We start from the raw sequence: 22,800 nt of genomic DNA, 5'->3' as shown, positions 1-22,800 counted from the left end.
TGCAGTATCAACTTTTGGGCACTGCAGAAGCGCTCTTCCCTATGCTATGCCGGGAAACAGGCTCGATTGAGCTTTGTTCCCGCCGATTTCAGTTGAATTCACTGTGTGGTGACGGCACAAATCGCGCAGAAGCTGTAATTTGCGCGGGGGCAGTCAGCGAGTGCCTAATTTGGAGGCATCCGACCAGCAGGAAGAGAGTAGGGACGTTATCGCGTCCCCGCAACCTCGCGCCTTCTCCGCGACGATTACCCTTCACGGCAAAGCGCGACAACGGGAACGAACACAGGATCACGCGCCGCTGACGTCGCGTTTCCTGCGTGTTCCAAAGCGTCTTGGAACCGCTGTCCTCGGCTTGATTGCGGAGGAGGCGGCTCATGGCCGTGCTGTTCTTTTCGCGCCGATCTACATGGGTTTGGGCGCGATTATCTGGTTCGAGGCGCAAGCTGACCCACCCCCGCAGGCGGTTCTCGCAGGTCTCATTCTATTTGCTTTGGGTTTTTCGATAAAGCGCGATGCGGGCAGAGTGCTTCATCACACACTTTTCGCCGGCATGCTCATTTGCCTAGGCATGGCGCTCGCGCAGTGGGAAAGCTGGCGGGTTTCCACCGTCATGCTCGATTCGGCCGTGACGACCACCGTGACCGGGCAGATCGAGCGACGGGAATCCTATGACAATGGACGCTGGCGCTACGTCGTCCGCGTCGAGGCAACGGAAAAGCCTTCCATTCGCCGCACGCCGCAGCGGGTTACGATCTTCGTGCGTAAGCAGGCGGAGCCGTTCGATCTCGGTGATCGTATCCAGGGCAGGGCGCGGTTGACGCCGCCGGCCGGGCCCGCCTTGCTTGGCCTCAATGATTTTGCCTTCAGCTCTTATTTCAACGGCATCGGCGCGAACGGCTTTGCCTACGGAACGCCGAAATTATTGTCTCCGGCCGGTGATAATGCTGCGGGCTCGTTATTGGACGCCGCCGATATCTGGCTCGCCAGCCTGCGCAACAGCATAGGCGACCGGATCAGGCAAACCTTGCCCGGAGATACCGGGGCCTTTGCAGCGGCGCTTGTCACCGATGAGAGACGCGCAATCTCCAAGGATACGACCGAAGCCCTAAGAATTGCCGGCCTGACCCACATCATCGCAATTTCCGGCCTCAACATGGCGCTGTCGGCCGGCATTTTCTATGTCGGTCTGCGTTATCTGTTCAGCTTGTTTCCCGGTGTCTCGCAGGCTTGGCCGACCAAGAAGTTCGCAGCCCTCGGCGCGCTTCTTACTGTAACGGCCTACTACCTCATCTCCGGCTTCGGCGTATCCGCCGAGCGTGCCTTCATCATGATGGCGATCATGCTGGTAGCCGTGCTTTTCGACAGACCGTCGCTCAGCCTGCGCAACGTCGCACTTTCAGCCATTGTCATTCTTGTACTGTCGCCGTCGCAAGTGCTCGGCCCGAGTTTCCAGATGTCCTATGCGGCGACACTGGCACTGGTATCAGGCTATTCGCTCTGGAAACGACGGCGGCATCGCGAAAACATCCTGGCGCGCATCCGTCTGTTAAGTCCGCTAATGTTCGTCACGCGCTTCTTTGGAGGCGTGATGTCGACATCGTTCATCGGCGGTGCATCGACGGCCATTTTCTCGATCGAGCACTTTCACCGGTTGGCGACATATGGACTTGCTGCCAACCTGGCGGCCATGCCCGTCGTCTCTTTCATCGTCATGCCCTTCGGTATGATGGCGATGCTGCTGATGCCTTTCGGAATCGATGGACCGTTCTGGAAAGTCACCGGTGAGGGATTGGAGCTTGTGATCGTCATTGCGAAAACGGTGGCGGGGTGGGGAGGCGATATTACCTTCGGACGCCAGCCCGGCTGGCTGATGCCCACTTTCATCGCTGGCTTCCTGATCATGAGCATGCTGCGGACCCGGCTTCGCCATCTGGGCCTGTTGCTGCTGCTGTCATCTGTCGGCGTGGCCGCGTTCGGCTCCGGCGTACCGAAGCCGGATCTGATGATCTCGGAAGATGGCATTCTCGTTGCCCTGCGCCAGGACGATATCCTCGCCACCAATCGCGAGAGACCGCAGGCCTTCATCTTCGAGCAATGGCAGAAAGCGCTCGTCGCGGCCGAACATCAACCGCCGACCATGCTTCCGACCGATAGCCGACTTCCGCAGATCAGCAAGACGGATCGGCATAAGCGACTAAGTAACGAGGAGCAGAAGGCGGTCCGTATCGCAATGGACGAAGCTTTGGACCGCGCCATGCAAGGCAGCTTTGCCTGTCAGAAGGGAGCATGGTGTGTGGCCATGCTTGAAAACGGCACGATACTGGTCACCATCGAGAACGCAGCCTATTTGCCGACGGCTTGCGACACCGGGAACATTATCGTGACACCAATCCGGCTGCGGCTGGACCATTGCCGTTCCGGAGCAATGCTCATAACCGGTGCGACATTGCGCAAAACCGGCTCTATCGAAATGGCACTTGCCGCAGACAAGCCCGTTATATCAGCCGCATTCGAAAACCCGCAACGGCCATGGACCATGCATCGAACTTATGATTGGCGCACCGGCAAATTCGACACACCAATTGCGAAGACGTCACCCGTCGTCGATAATTCACCGGTCAGTGATAGCGACGAATAAGGCCAACGAGCTTGCCCTGAACCTTGACGCGGTCCGGCCCGAAGATGCGGGTTTCATAGGCTGGGTTCGCGGCTTCCAGCGCGATCGAGGCACCCTTGCGACGGAAGCGCTTCAAAGTAGCTTCTTCATCGTCGACGAGTGCAACGACGATATCGCCGGGATTGGCCGTGGTCGAATTGCGGATAATGACCGTATCGCCGTCGAAAATTCCGGCGTCGATCATCGAATCCCCTCGAACTTCAAGCGCATAATGTTCGCCGGAGCCGAGCATATCGGCGGGAACGGTAATGTCGTGCGTATTGTTCTGGATGGCCGAGATCGGAACGCCGGCTGCGATGCGACCCATCACAGGCACCGACGCGGAGCCATTGTGATCGTCATTTGCCACCTTCGACGGAGCGGGCGGGGCAACGGGCTGTGGCTTGCCGAGGCTGCCTTCGATGACGCTCGGTGAAAAGCCGCGACGCTGCTGAAGGCTGGGATTATAGGCATCCGGGAGCTTGATGACTTCAAGGGCCCTGGCCCTGTTCGGCAGCCGGCGGATAAAGCCGCGCTCCTCCAGCGCCGTGATCAGACGATGGATACCGGATTTGGATGCCAGATCCAGTGCATCCTTCATCTCGTCGAAGGACGGCGGAACACCGGATTCCTTCATGCGTTCGTGAATGAAGAGAAGCAGTTCCTGCTGCTTGCGCGTCAACATCGTCTTGGAACCCCAGAATCAAGAAAAGCTGTGAAACAAATCCAGAACGGACACTATATGTTCCATATGTGTTCCGCAAGTGCTTAAATTTCGGTAAAGCCTTATGGGGTCAGTTAAATAATTATCGCTTGCGAATGGATCGGCTCGGAACATCGGGGCCTCATATCTGCGTTAACCCATGGAAAAATATGAGAAATGCCGCTTTTCTCGCTTCCAGGGCTTTGGAATGCAGCCAGTGCGCCGAAGATTTGGATGAATGTGCCGCATTGCTGCATAAGTCGGCTATGGGAGAGAATCAGCAATCATGTTTGCGAGATTGCCTTCGGTCCATGTCGTGTGCTGCGGGTGTTCCATGCTTCCATCTTGAATTGCGCGGGGGATGAGCGCAAATCTGCTTTCGCAAGCAAACAGGAGAAGCCATGATTTCGTCTCCGCATCCGCTGGATCATCTCGTGCTGCCGACCGTCAACATCGCTCTGGCGCGCGAACGCCTCGGCAAGCTCGGTTTCACGGTAGCTCCGGATGCGCGCCATCCCTTTGGCACGCAGAATGCCTGCGTCTTCTTTGCCGATAAAACCTATCTCGAACCTCTGGGCGTCGCATCTCCGGAGCAATACGAGAAGAGCATCGTGGATGGCAATGTTTTCGTAGCGCGCGACCAGGCTTATCGTTTCCGGGTGGCGGAGGATGGCTTCTCGGCCGTGGTATTCGGTACGGATGATGCGGTGGCGGATGACGAGCGTTTCAAAGCAACGGCGATTTCGGCGGGACGAATGCTGGATTTCTCCCGTCCGATGAAGATGCCGGACGGCACGGAAACCACCGCCGGCTTTCGTTTAGCCTTCGGCGCCGATCTGCGCGCGCCGGATTTTCTCGCTTTCTGCTGTCAGCGCATCAATCCGTTGCCGGCCGACCGCAGCGTGCTCGAGCGTCACGAGAACGGCGTGACTGGTATCGCGCGGGTAGCGCTTTGCGCGCTGAAGCCGGCAGCCTATCGCGGCTTCATCGAGGAGGTTGTCGGTGGGCCGCGTATTATAGAGCATTCCTTTGGTCTGACGATCAGGGCCGCCAATGCTGATCTGGAGATTTTGACGCCGGAAGGCATGGAGGCGTTCTATGATCTGCCTATTCGCACGAATGATCCGGGCCTCAGGGCGCGGGCAATCCTTTTCAAAACGCGCGATCTTTCCGTGACATCGTCGCATTTCACTGCTAACGGCGTCACCTATACGCGTAAGAACAATCGTATATTGGCAAGACTGGCGCCCGGTGAGGGCGCGTTGTTCGCCTTCGAGGAGATAGTATGAGCACGAATTCCGAAGTGACCGTCGGCGAAGGAGCCTCCAAGGTCCTCTTTTCCAACAGCGCGAAGCTCTCGCTGATTGCCGGCCCCTGCCAGATGGAAAGCCGCGACCACGCGTTCATGGTTGCTGGCGTGCTGAAGGACCTCTGCGGCAAGCTCGGTATCGGCCTCGTCTACAAGTCATCCTTCGACAAGGCCAATCGCACATCGCTATTAGGCAAACGCGGCATCGGCCTGGAAAAGGCGCTGGAAGTCTTTGAAGACCTAAAGAAGGAATATGGCTTCCCGGTCTTGACCGATATTCATACGGAGGAGCAGTGCGCCATCGTCGCCAAGACGGTCGATATCCTGCAGATCCCGGCTTTCCTGTCGCGTCAGACCGATCTTCTGGTCGCCGCCGCCAAGACCGGTCGCGTGGTCAACGTCAAGAAAGGCCAGTTCCTGGCGCCGTGGGACATGAAGAACGTGCTTGCCAAGCTGAACGAGAGCGGCAATCCGAACATCCTTCTGTGCGAGCGCGGCGCCTCCTTCGGCTATAATACGTTGGTCTCGGATATGCGCGCGCTGCCGCTCATGGCGGCGATGGGCGCGCCCGTCATCTTCGATGCTACCCATTCCGTGCAGCAGCCAGGCGGACAGGGCGGTTCGACCGGCGGCGATCGCCGATTTGTCGAGACGCTGGCGCGCGCGGCCGTTGCCGTCGGCGTTGCCGGTCTCTTCGTCGAGACACATGAGGACCCGGACAATGCACCGTCCGACGGCCCGAACATGGTCTATCTGAAGGACATGCCGCAGCTTCTGGAGAAGCTGTTGGCCTTCGACGCCATCGCTAAGGCCTGAAATGTAGCCGGCATTCAACAGGCTGACATGAATTTGCGTTAGGGGCCTGAAGGAGTGCCAAATCGCGGCGCGGATCGCCATTGTAATTTCCGCGCCTTCGATTAAGACCATTTAAATCGATTTATAAACCAGCGAGCAGGAAGCTATCATGACCGCAATCACCGACATTATCGCCCGCGAGATTCTCGACAGCCGTGGCAATCCGACTGTCGAAGTCGATGTCTACCTCGAAGATGGCAGCTTGGGCCGCGCGGCGGTTCCGTCGGGTGCGTCGACCGGTGCACATGAAGCCGTCGAGCTTCGCGATGGCGGCAAGCGCTACCATGGCAAGGGCGTCGAGAAGGCCGTCGAAGCCGTCAATTCGGAAATCTTCGACGCGATCGGCGGCATGGATGCCGAAAACCAGATCCAGCTCGACAACATCATGATCGAACTCGACGGTACGCCGAACAAGTCGCGCCTCGGTGCAAACGCTATCCTCGGCGTCTCGCTCGCCGTTGCCAAGGCTGCTGCCCAGAGCGCTAACCTGCCGCTCTACCGCTATGTCGGCGGCGCTCACGCCCGCCTGCTGCCGGTTCCGATGATGAACATCATCAACGGCGGCGCCCATGCCGACAACCCGATCGACTTCCAGGAATTCATGATCCTGCCGGTCGGCGCCGAATCCATCCGCGACGCCGTTCGCATGGGTTCGGAAATCTTCCATGTTCTGAAGAAGGAACTGGCATCGCAGGGCCACAACACCAACGTCGGTGACGAAGGCGGCTTTGCACCTGGCCTTTCCAGCGCCCCGGCAGCTCTCGACTTCATCATGAAGTCCATCGAGAAGGCTGGCTACAAGCCGGGCGACGAAATCGCTCTCGGCCTCGATTGCGCCTCGACCGAATTCTTCAAGGACGGCAAGTACGTTCTCGAAGGCGAAGGCCGCACGCTGGAATCCGGCGCCATGGCTGAATACCTCGCCGAACTCGCAGCCAAGTACCCCATCGTTTCGATCGAAGACGGCATGGCTGAAGACGACTGGGAAGGTTGGAAGACGCTGACCGATCTGATCGGCAAGAAGACCCAGCTCGTCGGCGACGACCTGTTCGTCACCAACTCCGCCCGTCTGCGTGACGGTATCCGCATGGGCGTTGCCAACTCGATCCTTGTCAAGGTCAACCAGATCGGCTCGCTGACCGAAACCCTCGACGCGGTCGAAACCGCGCACAAGGCCAACTACACGGCCGTCATGTCGCACCGCTCGGGCGAAACGGAGGATTCCACGATCGCCGATCTCGCTGTTGCCACCAACTGCGGCCAGATCAAGACCGGCTCGCTGTCGCGTTCCGATCGTCTTGCCAAGTACAACCAGCTCATCCGCATCGAGGAAGCGCTCGGCCCGCAGGCAAAATATGCCGGCCGCTCCATTCTTCGTGGCTGATATTTGATTTGTCGGATCCATCCGGATCCGAGGCAAATTATCGCTTGGATCGAACCGCGCCTTCGGGCGCGGTTTTTTGTTGGTCCTGGCAGCTAGAGTCAACGGACGGTTAATCTCTGCGAGTTAAATTAGCTCTAGGTGTTTGATTTGATGTGATCTTGTTCGAGGCTGCGTGGGCTTTGGGGAGATTGCGTAAAGCCAGAGCGTTTCGAGCGAGTATGTGGACAAAGTATCATAAGAAGAGAAGGTTCGGCCGTCTCATCCTTCCCGCCATCACCATCGCTTTTGTGAGCTACTTCGGCTATCATTGCATTCATGGCGACTATGGCCTGAAGGCGACCGAGATTTTCGAGAAGCGCCGCATCGATCGCGCCAAGGAGCTGGCCGATCTTGTCGCCAAGCGCGAGCACCTTGAGAAGGAGGTTGCGCTGTTGAGCGACGGCTCCCTGGATAAGGATATGCTCGATCAATATGCGCGCTACCAGTTGACCTATTCCAAAGCCAACGAGATCGTCATCTTCAATAAGTAAACTCAATTAACCGAATTCTGGTTAATTGAATTTTTGTGAGTTATATCAATAACTTGCAATGAATATGAGCCATGCAATTATAGCATTGCTGTGGCGGGTAATCTTCCCTATGTTACGCCTCACCATAAAACGAGGCTACTCACACAGGGAGGGTTGAATGGCGCCGCGAAAAAACGCGACCGTTTCCAGCCGTAAGACAGCATCAAGGCCTGCCAAGGAAACCAATGGCGGCCCGATCGCGGATTTCGATCGTGATGCGGAGCTCAAGGCTTATCGTGAGATGCTCCTGATCCGCCGCTTCGAGGAGAAGGCGGGCCAGCTTTACGGTATGGGCTTCATCGGCGGCTTCTGTCACCTTTACATCGGCCAGGAAGCCGTCGTCGTCGGCATGCAGCTGGCGCTGAAAGATGGTGACCAGGTCATCACCGGCTATCGCGACCACGGCCACATGCTGGCAACCGGCATGAGCGCACGTGGCGTCATGGCCGAGCTCACCGGACGTCAGGGCGGCTATTCCCGAGGGAAAGGCGGCTCCATGCACATGTTCTCCAAGGAAAAGAATTTCTACGGCGGCCATGGCATCGTCGGCGCCCAGGTTTCGCTCGGCACCGGTCTCGGCTTTGCCAACTGGTACCGCGGCAATGACAATGTCAGCGTCGCCTATTTCGGTGATGGTGCTGCCAACCAGGGTCAGGTCTACGAAAGCTTCAACATGGCGCAGCTCTGGAAGCTGCCCGTGATCTTCGTGATCGAAAACAACCGCTACGCCATGGGTACGTCGACGGCTCGCGCCACCGCTCAGGCCGATTTCTCTAAGCGCGGCGCATCCTTCGGCATTCCCGGCATCCAGGTCGACGGCATGGACGTCCGCGCCGTCAAGGCTGCGGCTGACGAAGCCGTTGCGCATTGCCGCTCCGGCAAGGGCCCGATCATCCTGGAAATGCTGACCTACCGCTACCGCGGTCACTCCATGTCCGACCCGGCGAAGTACCGTTCCAAGGACGAAGTGCAGAAGATGCGTTCCGAGCACGACCCGATCGAGCAGGTCCGTATTCGCCTGCTCGAAAAGGGTTGGGCGACCGAGGACGATCTGAAGGATATCGACAAGGATGTCCGCGATATCGTCGCAGACAGCGCCGATTTTGCCCAGAACGATCCGGAGCCGGATGCATCCGAGCTCTACACCGACATTCTGCTCTAAATCGGGGAGGGACATTATGCCCATCGATATTCTCATGCCCGCCCTTTCTCCGACGATGGAAGAGGGTACCCTTTCGAAATGGCTTAAGAAGGAAGGCGACAAGGTCGTTTCCGGTGACGTCATTGCCGAAATCGAAACCGACAAGGCCACCATGGAAGTGGAAGCCGTCGATGAAGGCACGATCGGCAAACTGCTGATCGACGCCGGCACCGAAGGCGTCAAGGTTAACACCAAGATCGCCATCCTCTTGCAGGACGGCGAATCCGCCGACGCCATTTCGTCCGCCAAGGCTGCCCTCGCTGCCGAGCCGGCAAAGACCGAAGCTCCTGCCGCCACTCCGGCGCCGGCTGCTGCACCGGTTCCGGCTAAGCCGAAGGCCGCTGCTGCTGCTGATCCGGAAATCCCGGCTGGCACGGAACTGGTGTCGATGACGGTGCGCGAAGCACTGCGCGACGCCATGGCCGAAGAAATGCGCGCCAATCCGGACGTCTTCGTCATGGGTGAAGAAGTTGCCGAATATCAGGGTGCCTACAAGGTGACCCAGGGCCTGCTGCAGGAGTTCGGCGCACGTCGCGTCATCGACACACCGATCACCGAGCACGGCTTTGCCGGTATCGGCGTCGGCGCTGCAATGGCCGGCCTTCGCCCCATCGTCGAGTTCATGACCTTCAACTTCGCCATGCAGGCGATCGACCAGATCATCAACTCCGCCGCCAAGACGCTCTATATGTCCGGCGGCCAGATGGGCGCTCCGATCGTTTTCCGCGGCCCGAACGGCGCCGCGGCTCGCGTCGGTGCCCAGCACAGCCAGGACTACGCAGCCTGGTACAGCCACATTCCGGGCCTCAAGGTCGTCATGCCTTACACGGCAGCTGACGCCAAGGGTCTGCTCAAGGCTGCGATCCGCGATCCGAATCCGGTCATCTTCCTCGAGAACGAAATCCTCTACGGTCAGCACTTCGATGTGCCGAAGCTCGATAATTTCGTTCTGCCGATCGGCAAGGCCCGCATTCACCGTCCGGGCAAAGATGTCACGGTCGTCTCCTTCGGCATCGGCATGACCTATGCCACGAAGGCCGCCGCTGAGCTGGAAGCTCAGGGCATCGATGTCGAACTCATCGACCTGCGCACCATCCGCCCGATGGATCTTCCGACGATCATCGAATCGGTCAAGAAGACCGGTCGCCTGGTCACCGTCGAGGAAGGCTACCCGCAGTCCTCCGTCGGCACGGAAATCGCCACCCGCGTCATGCAGCAGGCCTTCGATTATCTCGATGCGCCGATCCTGACGATCGCTGGCAAGGACGTACCCATGCCATACGCCGCCAACCTCGAAAAGCTGGCGCTCCCGAGCGTCGCCGAAGTGGTCGATGCGGTGAAGGCCGTTTGCTACAAGTAAGGGGAGGGCTCATCGATGCCTATCAACATCACCATGCCTGCCCTCTCGCCGACCATGGAAGAGGGCAATCTCGCCAAGTGGCTGGTCAAGGAAGGCGACAAGATCAAGTCCGGCGATGTTATCGCCGAGATCGAGACTGACAAGGCAACGATGGAAGTCGAGGCTGTCGATGAAGGCACGGTCGCCAAGATCGTCGTTCCCGCCGGCACAGAAGGCGTGAAGGTCAATGCTCTGATCGCCGTGATCGCCGCCGATGGCGAGGATATCGCTGCTGCAGCTTCCGGCGCTGGCGCCGCTGCTGCTCCGGCTGCAAAAGAAGCACCGAAAGCTGAAGCGGCTCCGGCTGCAGCACCTGCGGCAGCCCCGGCTCCGGCAAGCGTTTCGGCTCCTGCCGCAAACGCTCCGGCTCCCGCTGCATCGGCACCGGCGGCAAACGACGGTCAGCGTACCTTCGCTTCGCCGCTCGCACGGCGTCTTGCCAAGGAAGCTGGCATCGATGTGACTGCGGTTTCCGGCACCGGTCCGCATGGCCGCGTGGTCAAGAAGGATATCGAAGCTGCCGTTTCCGGCGGCACCGCCAAGGCTGCTCCTGCAACGGCACCGGCTGCACAGCCGGCCGCCGCTGTTGCTCCAGCCGCTGCGAAGGGCATGTCCGACGACGCCGTCCTCAAGCTGTTCGAGCAGGGTTCCTACGAGCTCGTCCCGCATGACGGCATGCGCAAGACGATCGCCAAGCGCCTGCAGGAATCCAAGCAGACGATCCCGCACTTCTATGTCTCGATCGATTGCGAACTCGATGCGTTGCTGGCACTCCGCGCGCAGCTCAACGATTCCGCGCCGAAGTCGAAGGATGGCGTGCCGGCCTATAAGCTCTCGGTCAACGACATGGTCATCAAGGCCCTGGCGCTGGCATTGCGCGATGTTCCGGATGCCAATGTCTCCTGGACCGACAGCAATATGGTCAAGCACAAGCATGCCGATGTCGGCGTTGCCGTCTCTATTCCGGGCGGCCTGATCACGCCGATCATCCGCAGCGCCGAGCAGAAGACTCTCTCCACCATCTCCAACGAGATGAAGGACTACGGCAAGCGCGCCAAGGAGCGCAAGCTGAAGCCCGAGGAGTATCAGGGCGGTACGACGGCCGTGTCGAACATGGGCATGATGGGCGTCAAGAACTTCGCCGCCGTCGTCAACCCGCCGCATGCGACCATCCTCGCCGTCGGCGCGGGCGAACAGCGCGTCATCGTCAAGAAGGGCGAAATGGTGATTGCCAACGTGATGACCGTCACGCTGTCGACTGACCATCGTGCCGTCGACGGTGCGCTCGGTGCCGAGCTCCTGGCAGCCTTCAAGGGCTACATCGAAAATCCGATGGGGATGCTCGTCTGAGCCTTGTAGCGACACGGAGGCATGAATGACCAAGACTGTTCTGTGTTACGGCGACTCGCTGACATGGGGCTACAGCGCCGAGACGGTCGGCCGTCATGCCTATGAAGATCGGTGGCCGAGCGTGCTGCAAAAAGCGCTCGGCGATCAGGTTCGCGTGATCCCGGAAGGATTGAACGGCCGCACGACCGCTTTCGACGATCATCTCGCCGATTGCGACCGCAACGGCGCAAGGATCCTGCCGACGATCCTGCAGTCTCACAATCCGCTTGATCTCGTCATCATCATGCTCGGCACCAACGACATGAAGCCCGTCGTTGCCGGTTCGGCCTTCGCCGCTCTGCAGGGCATCAGCCGCTTGGTCCAGCTGGTGCGCAATCATGCCTGGGGGTTCGACTACGAGGTGCCCGATATCCTCATCGTCGCCCCGCCGGCGATCACCGAGACGGCCAATGCCGCCTTTGCGGCCAGCTTTCTAGGTGCAGTTATGGAATCGAGCAAGCTGCCGACGCTCTACAGCGATCTGGCCGACGAGCTGGGCTGCGGCTTCTTCGATGCCAATACCGTCGCCGTCACCACGCCGCTCGATGGCGTTCATCTCGATGCGGAAAATACCCGGGCGCTCGGTCGCGGCCTCGAGCCGATCGTGCGGATGATGCTCGGTCTCTAATAGATTCAAGGCGCCGGCTTCGATCCGCCGTCAGCAATAAGGCAGGAAACATATGGCTGAGAATTACGACGTCATTATCATCGGCTCCGGTCCCGGCGGTTATGTCGCCGCCGTGCGTGCCGGCCAGCTTGGCCTGAAGACCGCGATCGTCGAGCGCGAGCACCTGGGCGGCATCTGCCTCAACTGGGGCTGCATTCCCACGAAGGCGCTGCTCCGTTCAGCCGAAATCCTCGATCATTCCAACCATCTGAAGGATTACGGCCTCGTTCTAGTGGGCAAGGTGAGCGCGGACGTAAAGGCGGTTGTCGCCCGTTCGCGCGGTGTCTCCGCCCGCCTCAACCAAGGCGTCGGTTTCCTCATGAAGAAGAACAAGGTCGACGTGATTTGGGGCGAAGCCAAGATCACGAAGCCTGGCGAGATCGTCGTCGGCAAGTCGACAAAGCCTGTCGTCGAGCCGCAGCATCCGCTGCCGAAGAACGTCAAGGGCGAGGGCACCTACACCGCCAAGCACATCATCGTTGCGACCGGCGCACGTCCGCGCGCTCTGCCCGGCATCGAGCCGGATGGCAAGCTGATCTGGACCTATTTCGAAGCGCTGAAGCCGGACTTCCTGCCGAAGTCGCTGCTCGTCATGGGCTCGGGCGCGATCGGCATCGAATTCGCAAGCTTTTATCGCTCGATGGGTGTCGATGTCACCGTCGTCGAAGTCATGCCGACGATCATGCCGGTCGAAGACGCCGAGATCTCCGGCATCGCCCGCAAGCAGCTCGAAAAGCGCGGCCTGAAGATATTCACCAAGGCTAAGGTCACGAAAGTCGACAAGGCTGCCAACTCGATCACTGCCCATGTCGAAACCGAAGACGGCAAGGTGCAGCAGATCGTTGCCGACCGCATGATCTCGGCCGTCGGCGTTCAGGGCAACATCGAGAACCTCGGCCTCGAGGCGCTCGGCGTGAAAACCGACCGCGGCTGCGTCGTCATTGACGGCTATGGCAAGACCAATGTTCCCGGCATCTACGCCATCGGCGACGTCGCCGGCCCGCCGATGCTGGCGCACAAGGCCGAGCACGAAGGCGTCGTCTGCATCGAGAAGATAGCCGGCCTGCCGAACGTTCATCCGACCGACAAGAGCAAGGTGCCGGGCTGCACCTATTGCCAGCCGCAGGTTGCTTCCGTGGGCCTCACCGAAGCCAAGGCAAAGGAGCTTGGCCGCGATATCCGCGTCGGCCGCTTCTCCTTCGTTGCCAACGGCAAGGCGATCGCGCTTGGCGAAGACCAGGGTCTTTGCAAGGTCATCTTCGACAAGAAGACCGGCGAGCTTCTGGGTGCACATATGGTTGGCGCCGAGGTCACCGAACTCATCCAGGGTTTCGTCGTCGCCATGAACCTGGAGACGACCGAAGAAGAGCTGATGCATACGATCTTCCCGCATCCGACCGTTTCGGAAACGATGAAGGAAGCCGTGCTGGATGCCTATGGCCGGGTGCTGAACGCTTGATAATTTCCTGCCATGCCCTTTATCCAGGGGGTGGAAAACAGGAAAGGAAATCAACATGTCTATAACGGCGGAAGGTTGGATCGTCTTTCTTCTCATCGGGCTGGTCGCGGGTTTCCTCGCGAGCCTGATCGTTGGAGGCGGTGGGCTCATCGGTTGCCTGGTGAGTGGCGTGATCGGGGCTTTCGTGGGCGGTTTCCTGTTCCGTTATTTCGGGATATCGCTTGGCATTGAAAATGCGCTTGTCGTGGAGATCATTCATGCCACGGTCGGTGCGATCATTGTGGTGCTGTTGGCGAGATTGATCGTCTAGAGCATCTTGGCAACAGGCCTGGAACGAGGGTTTGATGGAAAGTGTCGGTTGGCTGGGTCTGATCATCATCGGCGGTCTTGCGGGCTGGCTCGCGGGCAAGCTGATGGACGCGCGCTATGGGGTTATCCTGAACATCATCCTCGGCATTGCCGGCTCGGTCGTGGCTGCGGCGCTGATGGTGGCCCTGCATGTCGGCGTACCCGGCGGCCGGCTTGGCTTTTTCATCACCGGTTTCATCGGTGCATGCATTCTGATATTCCTCGCCAAATTCGCTCGGCGATGAAGGCCGCATTTCAAGCGGCGGAAAGTAGACGTTTCATGGTCACCATTCTCGACACGATCAACCCGGACGCCAAGCGCGTGCGACACCCGGAAAAGGCGCATCGGCCGGATACGGAAGTCCTGCGCAAGCCGGACTGGATCCGCGTGAAGGCGCCGACATCGAAGGGCTATGCCGAAACCCGCTCGATCGTGAAGGAGCACAAGCTCGTCACGGTCTGCGAGGAGGCCGGCTGCCCGAATATCGGCGAGTGCTGGGACAAGAAGCACGCCACCTTCATGATCATGGGCGAGATCTGTACCCGCGCCTGCGCCTTCTGCAATGTCGCGACCGGCAAGCCGAATGCGCTCGACATGGCGGAGCCGGAAAACGTCGCCAAGGCCGTCAAGGAGATGGGCCTCAGCCACGTCGTCATTACCTCGGTCGACCGCGACGACCTGGAAGATGGCGGCGCTGAGCATTTCGAGAAGGTGATCTGGGCGATCCGCGCCGCTTCGCCCTCGACCACGATCGAAATCCTGACGCCGGACTTCCTGAAGAAGCCGGGCGCCCTGGAGCGCGTCGTCGCCGCCAAGCCCGATGTCTTCAATCACAATCTGGAAACCGTGGCCGGCAATTATCTGACGGTTCGTCCCGGTGCCCGTTACTTCCACTCCGTCCGCCTGCTGCAGCGGGTCAAGGAACTGGACCCCACCATGTTCACCAAGTCGGGCATCATGGTCGGCCTCGGCGAGGAGCGCAACGAAGTGCTGCAGCTGATGGACGACCTGCGCACCGCCGATGTCGACTTCCTGACGATTGGCCAATATCTGCAGCCGACGCGCAAGCATCATCAGGTGATGAGCTTCGTCACGCCGGAAGAGTTCAAGTCCTACGAGACCGTAGCTTACACCAAGGGCTTCCTGATGGTCGCTTCCAGCCCGCTGACGCGCTCATCGCATCACGCCGGCGACGATTTCGAGCGTCTGCGCGCTGCCCGCGAAAAGAAGCTGCTGCTGGCAGCGGAGTAAGCCAGGCGGACTGCATCTGTTTTCGAAAAAGGCCGCGGCGAGTGTGTCGCGGTTTTCGTTGTTCAGTCATCTATTTGTCATCGACGCGGCCTACGGAACACGCCGCCGTTTGTTACCGGTATCGGCGCTTTCGATTCGACTATGGAGCTGGACCGTGGAACAGATCGTCGCGCCGCAGGCGCTTTCCCATGCCGTCGGTATCGAAGAGGCAGCTGCGCTTATCGAAAAGGCCAACCGCATCCTCGTCATAGGCTGCTCCGGCGGCGGCAAATCGACCCTGTCGCAGCGGATAGCAGCCCGCTTTGGCCTTGCGTATGTCTCGATCGACCGCGACGTTTTGTGGCTGCCGGGCTGGGTTCAGCGCGACAAAGCCGAGCAGTGCGCCATCATCGTCGCCAAGGTACAGGGTGAGCGATGGATCATGGATGGCACCAACCCTTCGACATTCGATGTGCGTCTGCCGCGCACGGATTTCGTCATATGGGTGCGGATGCCGCGCCTGCTGTGCATTTGGGGCGCCGTCTCTCGCTGGATCAGATGGATGGGCCGCACGCGCCCGGAAATGGCGCCGGGCTGTATCGAGAAGGTCGATTGGGAATTCCTGCGGTTCATCTGGACATTTGAAGAGAAGTTCGCGCCTCGGGTTCTTGCGGGTCTTGCAAAGCATGGCCCTGATGTCCCGGTTTTGCAATTGACCAGCCGGTGGCAAATGCGCGAGCTGCTCGATTTGCTTGCAATCTCCGCTTGATTGCAATCAAACTTCAAAGCATCGGCTCGTCCGATTATGAGAGGTGAGACATGCCAGAACTAAGCAGCCTATCCGATGCCGTCGCATGCCTCAGGGCATCAGACCGTATCCTCATCATGGGCTGCTCCGGCGGCGGCAAGACGACACTGGCGCAAAAGATCGTTGCCTTCTTGGACTTGCCCTATATCTCCATGGATCGAGAGTTTTTCTGGCTGCCGGGTTGGGTGAAGAGAGACAAGGCAGAAGAGCGGGCTCTCATTGCGGCGAAGGTTGCCGAGGATCGCTGGCTGATAGATGGAACGGGACCATCCACCTTCGATCTCAGATTGCCGCGCACCGAGCTTGTGCTTTGGGTGCGCATGCCGCGCTGGATTTGCATGTGGGGCGCTCTGTCGAGGGCGCTGCGATGGCTGGGGCGGTCGCGCCCCGATATGGCACCGGGGTGCCCCGAACGCATCGATTGGGAGTTTCTACGCTACATATGGGATTGGGAGCAGAAATTTGCGCCGAAAGTTCTGGCTGGTCTTGCTCAGCATGGTCCGGATGTCCCCGTTTTGCAGCTGAAATCCCGCGGCGAAATGCGTCAGCTCCTTGATCTTCTTGGCCGTCCTGCTTAATTGCGGCTCATGCCTCAATTCGAAACTCATCGCCACGTTCCGCATTCGCCCGACCAGATGTTCGACCTCGTCGCCGACGTGGAGCGCTATCCGGAATTCCTGCCGCTCTGCGACGCGCTTACGGTCCGCAGCCGTAAGGAGCGGGACGGCAAGACCTTGCTCGTTGCCGATATGACGGTCGGGTATAAGGCCATCCGCGAGACGTTCACCACACAGGTGCTGCTGAACAAGGCGGAGCGCGCGATCGACGTGAAATATATCGACGGACCGTTCAAGTATCTCGACAATCGCTGGCGTTTTGCGCCGCTGGAGAATGGTGGCTGCAGCGTCGATTTCTTTATCGATTACGAGTTCAAGAGCCGCATTCTCGGCGCTTTGATGGGATCGATGTTCGATCGGGCCTTCCGCATGTTCACCGATGCCTTCGAGACGCGCGCGAACAAAATCTATGCTTGAAGCCGTGCCCGGTCATTGAGCGAGCGCGACTAGCATCTCCAGCGCCGTATGCAACGTGGCGAGCCGAACCTTGTCGCGGCCGATGTCGCCATAGCGCATTTCACGATGGATGATCCCGCCGCTGCGAGCCTTGGCGGCGAGGTGGACGAGTCCCACAGGCTTTTCCATGGAGCCGCCGCCGGGGCCGGCAATGCCTGTAACCGCCACGGCGAAATCAGCCCGGGAGCGGAAGAGGGCGCCATGGACCATCTGCAGCGCCGTTTCCTTTGATACAGCGCCGAACTGCGCCAGCGTCTGCTCCTGAACGCCGAGCATCTCCACCTTGGCGGTGTTGGTGTAGGTGACGAAGCCGCGATCGACGACGGCGGATGAACCGGGGATCTCCGTCAGCGCGCCGACGATCAGCCCGCCGGTGCAGGATTCGGCCGTCGCGACCATCCAGCCCTTGGCCGCGAAGTCGGTGACGATCCTTTGAGCGAGCGCAAGAATCTCCTCCGGGAAATGCGTCATGCCTTGCCTCCACGATAGACGACGGTTGCGGTCGCGATGGCCGCTATGCCTTCGCGGCGGCCGACGAAGCCGATCTTCTCGTTCGTCGTCGCCTTGACCGAGCAGCGATCGATGCTGATGCCCAGAAACTCCGAAAGCTTGGCGCGCATGGCGTCGCGATGCGGCCCGACCTTCGGCGCCTCGGCAATCAGCGAGATATCCGCATTCATGATGGTGCCGCCGCTCTCGCGCACGATCTTTGCCGCGTGCTCGATGAAGATACGCGACGGCGCGCCTTTCCACTGCGGATCGGAGGGCGGAAAATGATCGCCGATATCGCCCGCGCCGCAGGTGGCAAGCAGGGCATCCGTCAGGGCATGCAGGGCGACATCGGCGTCCGAATGCCCCTTCAGCTTCTGGTCGTGGGGAATGAAGACGCCACAAAGGGTGACGCCATCGCCCGGCTCCAGCTGGTGGACGTCATAGCCGTTGCCGGTGCGCACATCAGGCAGCAGGCCGGCGCTGAGCTTTTCATCGGCCATGGCAATATCCCTTTTGATTGTCAGTTTTACGTTGTCGGCGCTGCCCATCACTAATGTCACCGGCAGGCTACACCATTCCGCGATTGCCGCATCGTCCGTGAAATCGGTTCTGCCATCGGCAGCGGCTTTTTCATGGGCGTCGAGAATATCGGCGAAACGGAAGGATTGCGGCGTCTGCGCGGCGTGCAACCCGGTGCGGGGAATCGTGTCGACGACTAGCCCATCGGCATTGCCGCGCTTCAGCGTGTCTGTGACGGGCATAGCAGGCAGCACCGCTGGCGCGCCGTCTGTAAGCGCTGCGGCGACACGATCCAGCAGATCATGGTCGAAGAAGGGTCGGACAGCATCATGGATCATCACATGCGTGACGCCACTGTCTTTCAACGCGCGCAGTCCGGCAAGCACGGATTGCTGACGGGTTGCGCCACCGAAAGCGATCTCGACATCAGGCAGGCCGGCGATCTGTTGCAGTGCCGCACGCAGCAGCTTCTCATCATCGCGGTGGATAACGACGACGATTTTCGATGCCTGTGGCCATGTCACGAATTTTTCAAGCGTATGCGCAATAACCGCTCTGCCGCCGATCGCGCGATATTGCTTGGGGCCTTCCTCGGGAGAGCCCGCCCGTTCGCCGCGCCCGGCGGCAACGATCACGATTCCCACCGACAACGGTTGCTTTGAATGCATTTGCGTCATAAATCCCCGAAGATGAAAGGCTCCGTCTGCGGCATGGCTTTGAAAAGCGTAGAGCTTTCATTTGAACAAGCACATGCTAAATAGATCGCCAAAACGGGATCCTGCTTCAGCAGGGTCTATCGCCTCAACTGAGTATTTTCCAGCATCTGCCCAAAAAATATCGGGATTCTTCGAAACCCCTTGGCAAACTTTCAAAGCGTGTCTAAAAATAGTGCAGATGTATGGTGTGCCCGAAAGATAATCATTTGCTTTCTTCCAAGCTTGCAGCTCCATTTTCCATCGGTTCCGTATCCATCCGAAATCGCGTGATCCTTGCGCCGATGTCGGGCGTGACCGATCTTCCTTTCCGGCAGCTCGCTTTACGCTATGGCGCGGGCCTGGTCGTCACGGAAATGGTCGCTAGTCGCGAGCTTGTTCAGGATACGGCCGAATCCTGGGCGCGCTTGAAGAGCGCAGGCTTGAAGCCGCATATGGTGCAGCTTGCCGGGCGTGAAGCGCATTGGATGGCCGAAGCGGCAAAAATCGCCGCGGACAACGGCGCCGATATCATCGATATCAACATGGGATGCCCGGCCAAGAAGGTGATTGGCGGCTATTCCGGTTCGGCGCTGATGCGCGATCCGGATCATGCGCTGAGGTTGATCGAAGCGACGGTCGGCGCAGTGAACATTCCCGTCACGCTGAAGATGCGGCTGGGCTGGGACGAGAATTCCATCAATGCGCCTCATATCGCGCGCCGGGCTGAAGAAGCCGGCATCCAGCTCGTCACCATTCACGGTCGTACGCGCATGCAATTCTATGAGGGCAGGGCGGATTGGGATGCGATCCGCGTTGTGCGCGATGTCGTTTCCATCCCGCTTGTCGCCAATGGCGATGTCGAAACGGCTGAGGACGCCGAGGAAATCTTGCGTCGCTCCGGTGCTGATGCAGTCATGATCGGTCGGGGCTGCCAGGGCCGTCCCTGGCATGCGGGCGTACTGGCCGGTCATTGCGAGCCCAGCCGCCAGGAGATCGTCGATATCGCGCTTGAACATTATCGCATGATGCTGGAGTTCTATGGCGAAGCGGTCGGCATTCGCCACGCCCGCAAGCATCTTGCCTGGTATCTCGACCGCTACGCGTCGGCAACGACAGGTGCCGACAAGACGAAAATCATGACGTCGAAAGAGAGCGGTGAGGTGGTTGTATCCTTCCGTGCCGCGCTGCAGGCAGGTTTTGATCTCGCCCACTGCGTCCAGGAGGCTGCATGACTTCGAAATCCAGCTCCGGCGCCGGTGATAACCCGGCCAACTCCGTGGCCATGGCCGTTCTCAATGCGATCCAGAACCCCGTGGTCATGGTTGACGAGGCCGGCCTTATCGCTTTCGCCAATTGGGAGGCGGAAGCCTTCTTCGGCGCCAGCGCATCGCACCTGTCGCGCTACAAGATCTCTACCTTCATACCGTTCGGTAGCCCATTGCTGGCACTGATCGACCAGGTGCGTGAACGCCGTGCGCCCGTCAACGAATATCGCGTTGATTTGAGCTCGCCGCGTCTCGGACAGGACAAGCTGGTGGACATTTATGTCGCGCCGGTTTCCAGCGATCCCGGCTCCGTGGTGGTCGTATTCCAGGAACGCTCCATGGCCGACAAGATCGACCGGCAGCTGACGCATCGCGCTGCTGCTCGCTCGGTCACCGGCCTTGCTTCCATGTTGGCGCATGAGATCAAGAACCCGCTATCGGGCATCCGCGGGGCCGCACAGCTGCTCGAACAGTCCGTCGAGGACGATGATCGCGCGCTGACGCGCCTCATCTGCGACGAGACCGACCGCATCGTCTCGCTGGTCGACCGCATGGAGGTTTTCTCAGATGAACGGCCGGTCGATCGCGTCCCCGTCAACATCCATTCCGTGCTCGATCATGTGAAGGCGGTCGCCAAGGCTGGCTTTGCGCGAAACATCAAGATCTCAGAGAATTACGACCCCTCGCTGCCGGCGGTTTTCGCAAACCGGGATCAGCTCGTGCAGGTTTTCCTCAATCTGGTGAAGAACGCCGCTGAAGCGGTCGGCGACCGTCAGGACGGCGAAATCATGCTGACGACGGCCTATCGTCCCGGCATTAGGCTTTCCGTCGCCGGCACGCGCGAAAAGATCTCCTTGCCGCTGGAATTCTGCGTCATCGACAATGGCCCGGGCGTGCCGGCCGATCTCGTGCCGCATCTCTTCGATCCGTTCATCACCACCAAGACGAACGGAACCGGCCTCGGCCTTGCGCTGGTCGCCAAGATCATCGGTGACCACGGCGGCATCGTCGAATGCGACAGCCAGAACCATCGCACCACTTTCCGTGTTTTGATGCCTGCCTCCAAGGGCATCACCTCAGAAGATGCCCCACTTCCGAACTCTACAGGGACTACTCGATGACAGCCACGATCCTTGTCGCCGATGACGATGCGGCCATCCGCACCGTGCTCAACCAGGCTTTGAGCCGCGCCGGTTACGACGTGCGTATCACGTCAAACGCCGCTACGCTCTGGCGTTGGGTCTCCGCCGGCGAAGGCGACCTCGTTGTAACCGACGTCGTCATGCCGGATGAAAACGCATTCGATCTGTTGCCGCGCATCAAAAAGGCGAGGCCGGATCTGCCTGTTCTGGTCATGAGTGCGCAGAACACTTTCATGACGGCGATCAAGGCATCGGAGAAGGGCGCCTATGACTATCTTCCGAAACCCTTCGACCTGACCGAGCTGATCGCGATCGTCGGCCGCGCGCTGTCGGAGCCGAAGCGTAAGCCGGCAAAAATCGATGACGACATGCAGGACGGTATGCCGCTCGTCGGCCGATCCGCCGCGATGCAGGAAATCTACCGCGTGCTTGCGCGTCTGATGCAGACCGACTTGACGCTGATGATCACCGGTGAATCCGGTACCGGCAAGGAGCTGGTGGCCCGCGCTCTGCATGACTATGGCAAGCGCCGCAACGGTCCCTTTGTGGCCATCAACATGGCGGCCATCCCGCGCGACCTGATCGAATCCGAACTGTTTGGCCACGAAAAGGGCGCCTTCACCGGCGCGCAGACCCGCTCGACCGGACGTTTCGAGCAGGCCGAAGGCGGCACGCTGTTCCTCGACGAAATTGGCGATATGCCGATGGATGCGCAGACGCGCCTGCTGCGCGTGCTGCAGCAGGGCGAATACACCACCGTCGGCGGCCGCACCCCGATCCGCACCGACGTCCGCATCGTTGCCGCTACCAACAAGGACCTGAAGCAGGCGATCAATCAGGGCCTCTTCCGCGAGGATCTCTATTACCGCCTCAACGTCGTGCCGCTCCGCCTGCCACCGCTGCGCGATCGCGCCGAGGATATTCCCGATCTCGTGCGTCATTTCATCCAGCAGGCTGAAAAAGAGGGGCTGGGTTCCAAGCGTTTCGACCAGGAAGCGCTCGAGCTGATGAAGGCCTATCCATGGCCAGGCAACGTCCGCGAGCTCGAAAATCTCATCCGCCGCCTTATGGCGCTCTATCCGCAGGATGTCATTACCAAGGAGATCATCGATGCGGAATTGCGCGCCGATGTGCCTGACAGCCCGATCGAGAAAGGCCCGGTTCGCACCGGTACGATGACCATCGCCCAGGCGGTGGAAGAGAATATGCGGACCTATTTTGCCGGTTTCGGCGAAAATCTGCCGCCGCCAGGCCTCTACGATCGCGTGTTGACCGAAATGGAATACCCGTTGATTCTCGCCGCACTGACTGCCACACGCGGCAATCAGATCAAGGCGGCCGATCTTTTGGGCCTAAATCGTAATACGCTGCGCAAAAAGATCAGAGAACTGGGTGTTTCGGTTTACAGAAGCTCCCGTACGGCTTGACAATGTAATCCGATGCGTTGCATTTTCGCCACAATGCGTTGCTTAAAGGTCACGCAGCAGATTCGTCGTTTTTGCGGTGGCGATTCATCTGGCCCATTCTCGTCAGAACGAGAGTTCGTCTGATTTTTCAAGTTGTTGCAAAAGTGACGTGAAGTAAAGGTTTCGCTTCTATGCGAAACCGGACGACAGTTCCCGCCTCTGCCTGTCGC

At 59.6% G+C, this 22,800-nt stretch carries 22 protein-coding genes; 19 read left to right on the top strand and 3 right to left on the bottom strand.

The window, feature by feature from the left end:
- Positions 1-169 precede the first annotated feature (169 nt).
- Positions 170-2,638 (top strand): ComEC/Rec2 family competence protein, encoded by a 2,469-nt coding sequence (locus tag PH562_RS09095; protein ID WP_483315337.1) that lies wholly within the window; start codon positions 170-172, stop codon positions 2,636-2,638.
- On the opposite strand, the gene lexA is transcribed toward PH562_RS09095, so the two are convergent.
- Positions 2,619-3,341 (bottom strand): transcriptional repressor LexA, encoded by a 723-nt coding sequence (lexA, locus tag PH562_RS09090; RefSeq protein ID WP_112338327.1) that lies wholly within the window; start codon positions 3,339-3,341, stop codon positions 2,619-2,621. The genes PH562_RS09095 and lexA overlap by 20 nt on opposite strands.
- A gap of 419 nt (positions 3,342-3,760) precedes the next feature.
- Here lexA and PH562_RS09085 point away from each other — a divergent pair, with 419 nt between their 5' ends.
- From PH562_RS09085 to PH562_RS09015, 15 genes are all read left to right on the top strand, one after another.
- Entirely contained in the window at positions 3,761-4,648 is an 888-nt protein-coding gene (locus PH562_RS09085) for a VOC family protein (protein ID WP_285172733.1), read from the top strand.
- Positions 4,645-5,484 (top strand): 3-deoxy-8-phosphooctulonate synthase, encoded by an 840-nt coding sequence (kdsA, locus tag PH562_RS09080; protein ID WP_285172732.1) that lies wholly within the window; start codon positions 4,645-4,647, stop codon positions 5,482-5,484. The genes PH562_RS09085 and kdsA overlap by 4 nt, the downstream gene beginning before the upstream one ends.
- 148 nt (positions 5,485-5,632) lie before the next feature.
- On the top strand, positions 5,633-6,907 hold the full coding sequence (eno, locus tag PH562_RS09075; protein ID WP_285172731.1) for a phosphopyruvate hydratase: 1,275 nt from the start codon (positions 5,633-5,635) through the stop codon (positions 6,905-6,907).
- A 218-nt stretch (positions 6,908-7,125) separates the two neighbouring features.
- Entirely contained in the window at positions 7,126-7,437 is a 312-nt protein-coding gene (locus tag PH562_RS09070) for an FtsB family cell division protein (RefSeq protein WP_285172730.1), read from the top strand.
- Between the two features lie 157 nt (positions 7,438-7,594).
- Positions 7,595-8,638: a pyruvate dehydrogenase (acetyl-transferring) E1 component subunit alpha gene (pdhA, locus tag PH562_RS09065; RefSeq protein ID WP_015339813.1), complete on the top strand. Its 1,044-nt coding sequence runs from the start codon at positions 7,595-7,597 to the stop codon at positions 8,636-8,638.
- Between the two features lie 16 nt (positions 8,639-8,654).
- Positions 8,655-10,037: a pyruvate dehydrogenase complex E1 component subunit beta gene (locus tag PH562_RS09060; RefSeq protein ID WP_285172729.1), complete on the top strand. Its 1,383-nt coding sequence runs from the start codon at positions 8,655-8,657 to the stop codon at positions 10,035-10,037.
- Between the two features lie 15 nt (positions 10,038-10,052).
- Positions 10,053-11,426, top strand: coding sequence for a pyruvate dehydrogenase complex dihydrolipoamide acetyltransferase (locus PH562_RS09055; RefSeq protein WP_285172728.1), 1,374 nt, complete (start codon positions 10,053-10,055; stop codon positions 11,424-11,426).
- Between the two features lie 25 nt (positions 11,427-11,451).
- Positions 11,452-12,093 (top strand): SGNH/GDSL hydrolase family protein, encoded by a 642-nt coding sequence (locus tag PH562_RS09050; RefSeq protein ID WP_285172727.1) that lies wholly within the window; start codon positions 11,452-11,454, stop codon positions 12,091-12,093.
- Between the two features lie 52 nt (positions 12,094-12,145).
- On the top strand, positions 12,146-13,591 hold the full coding sequence (gene lpdA / locus PH562_RS09045; protein ID WP_285172726.1) for a dihydrolipoyl dehydrogenase: 1,446 nt from the start codon (positions 12,146-12,148) through the stop codon (positions 13,589-13,591).
- A 55-nt stretch (positions 13,592-13,646) separates the two neighbouring features.
- Entirely contained in the window at positions 13,647-13,901 is a 255-nt protein-coding gene (locus PH562_RS09040) for a GlsB/YeaQ/YmgE family stress response membrane protein (protein WP_015339818.1), read from the top strand.
- A 34-nt stretch (positions 13,902-13,935) separates the two neighbouring features.
- Positions 13,936-14,184: a GlsB/YeaQ/YmgE family stress response membrane protein gene (locus tag PH562_RS09035; RefSeq protein WP_015339819.1), complete on the top strand. Its 249-nt coding sequence runs from the start codon at positions 13,936-13,938 to the stop codon at positions 14,182-14,184.
- A 35-nt stretch (positions 14,185-14,219) separates the two neighbouring features.
- The gene (gene lipA, locus PH562_RS09030; RefSeq protein ID WP_285172725.1) at positions 14,220-15,191 is read left to right on the top strand and encodes a lipoyl synthase; all 972 of its coding nucleotides are present in this window, start codon (positions 14,220-14,222) and stop codon (positions 15,189-15,191) included.
- Positions 15,192-15,345: 154 nt separating this feature from the next.
- Positions 15,346-15,939 carry a P-loop NTPase family protein gene (locus PH562_RS09025; protein WP_285172724.1) on the top strand — a complete coding sequence of 198 codons (594 nt, stop codon included), beginning with the start codon at positions 15,346-15,348 and terminating at the stop codon, positions 15,937-15,939.
- A 50-nt stretch (positions 15,940-15,989) separates the two neighbouring features.
- On the top strand, positions 15,990-16,556 hold the full coding sequence (locus tag PH562_RS09020) for a P-loop NTPase family protein (protein WP_285172723.1): 567 nt from the start codon (positions 15,990-15,992) through the stop codon (positions 16,554-16,556).
- A 9-nt stretch (positions 16,557-16,565) separates the two neighbouring features.
- Entirely contained in the window at positions 16,566-17,012 is a 447-nt protein-coding gene (locus PH562_RS09015) for a type II toxin-antitoxin system RatA family toxin (RefSeq protein WP_285172722.1), read from the top strand.
- A 12-nt stretch (positions 17,013-17,024) separates the two neighbouring features.
- On the opposite strand, the gene PH562_RS09010 is transcribed toward PH562_RS09015, so the two are convergent.
- Together PH562_RS09010 and PH562_RS09005 are read right to left on the bottom strand one after the other, a co-directional pair.
- Positions 17,025-17,522, bottom strand: coding sequence for a CinA family protein (locus PH562_RS09010; protein ID WP_285172721.1), 498 nt, complete (start codon positions 17,520-17,522; stop codon positions 17,025-17,027).
- A complete protein-coding gene (locus PH562_RS09005; RefSeq protein WP_285172720.1) occupies positions 17,519-18,739 on the bottom strand; it encodes a bifunctional 2-C-methyl-D-erythritol 4-phosphate cytidylyltransferase/2-C-methyl-D-erythritol 2,4-cyclodiphosphate synthase in 1,221 nt (406 codons plus the stop codon). Before PH562_RS09005 ends, PH562_RS09010 begins: the two co-directional genes overlap by 4 nt.
- A gap of 221 nt (positions 18,740-18,960) precedes the next feature.
- On the opposite strand from PH562_RS09005, the gene dusB reads away from it, so the two are divergent.
- From dusB to ntrC, 3 genes are read left to right on the top strand one after another with little or no spacing between them, the layout of a single operon-like run.
- Positions 18,961-19,989 (top strand): tRNA dihydrouridine synthase DusB, encoded by a 1,029-nt coding sequence (gene dusB, locus PH562_RS09000; protein WP_285172719.1) that lies wholly within the window; start codon positions 18,961-18,963, stop codon positions 19,987-19,989.
- Entirely contained in the window at positions 19,986-21,143 is a 1,158-nt protein-coding gene (locus PH562_RS08995) for a two-component system sensor histidine kinase NtrB (protein WP_285172718.1), read from the top strand. Before dusB ends, PH562_RS08995 begins: the two co-directional genes overlap by 4 nt.
- Complete coding sequence (gene ntrC, locus PH562_RS08990; protein ID WP_092715497.1) at positions 21,140-22,591, top strand: nitrogen regulation protein NR(I); 1,452 nt, start codon at positions 21,140-21,142, stop codon at positions 22,589-22,591. The genes PH562_RS08995 and ntrC overlap by 4 nt, the downstream gene beginning before the upstream one ends.
- The last annotated feature ends 209 nt before the right edge of the window (positions 22,592-22,800 follow it).

The sequence above is a fragment of the Rhizobium centroccidentale genome, assembly GCF_030182565.1.
GTDB lineage: Bacteria > Pseudomonadota > Alphaproteobacteria > Rhizobiales > Rhizobiaceae > Rhizobium.
This window is presented reverse-complemented; position numbering and strand designations above follow the sequence as displayed.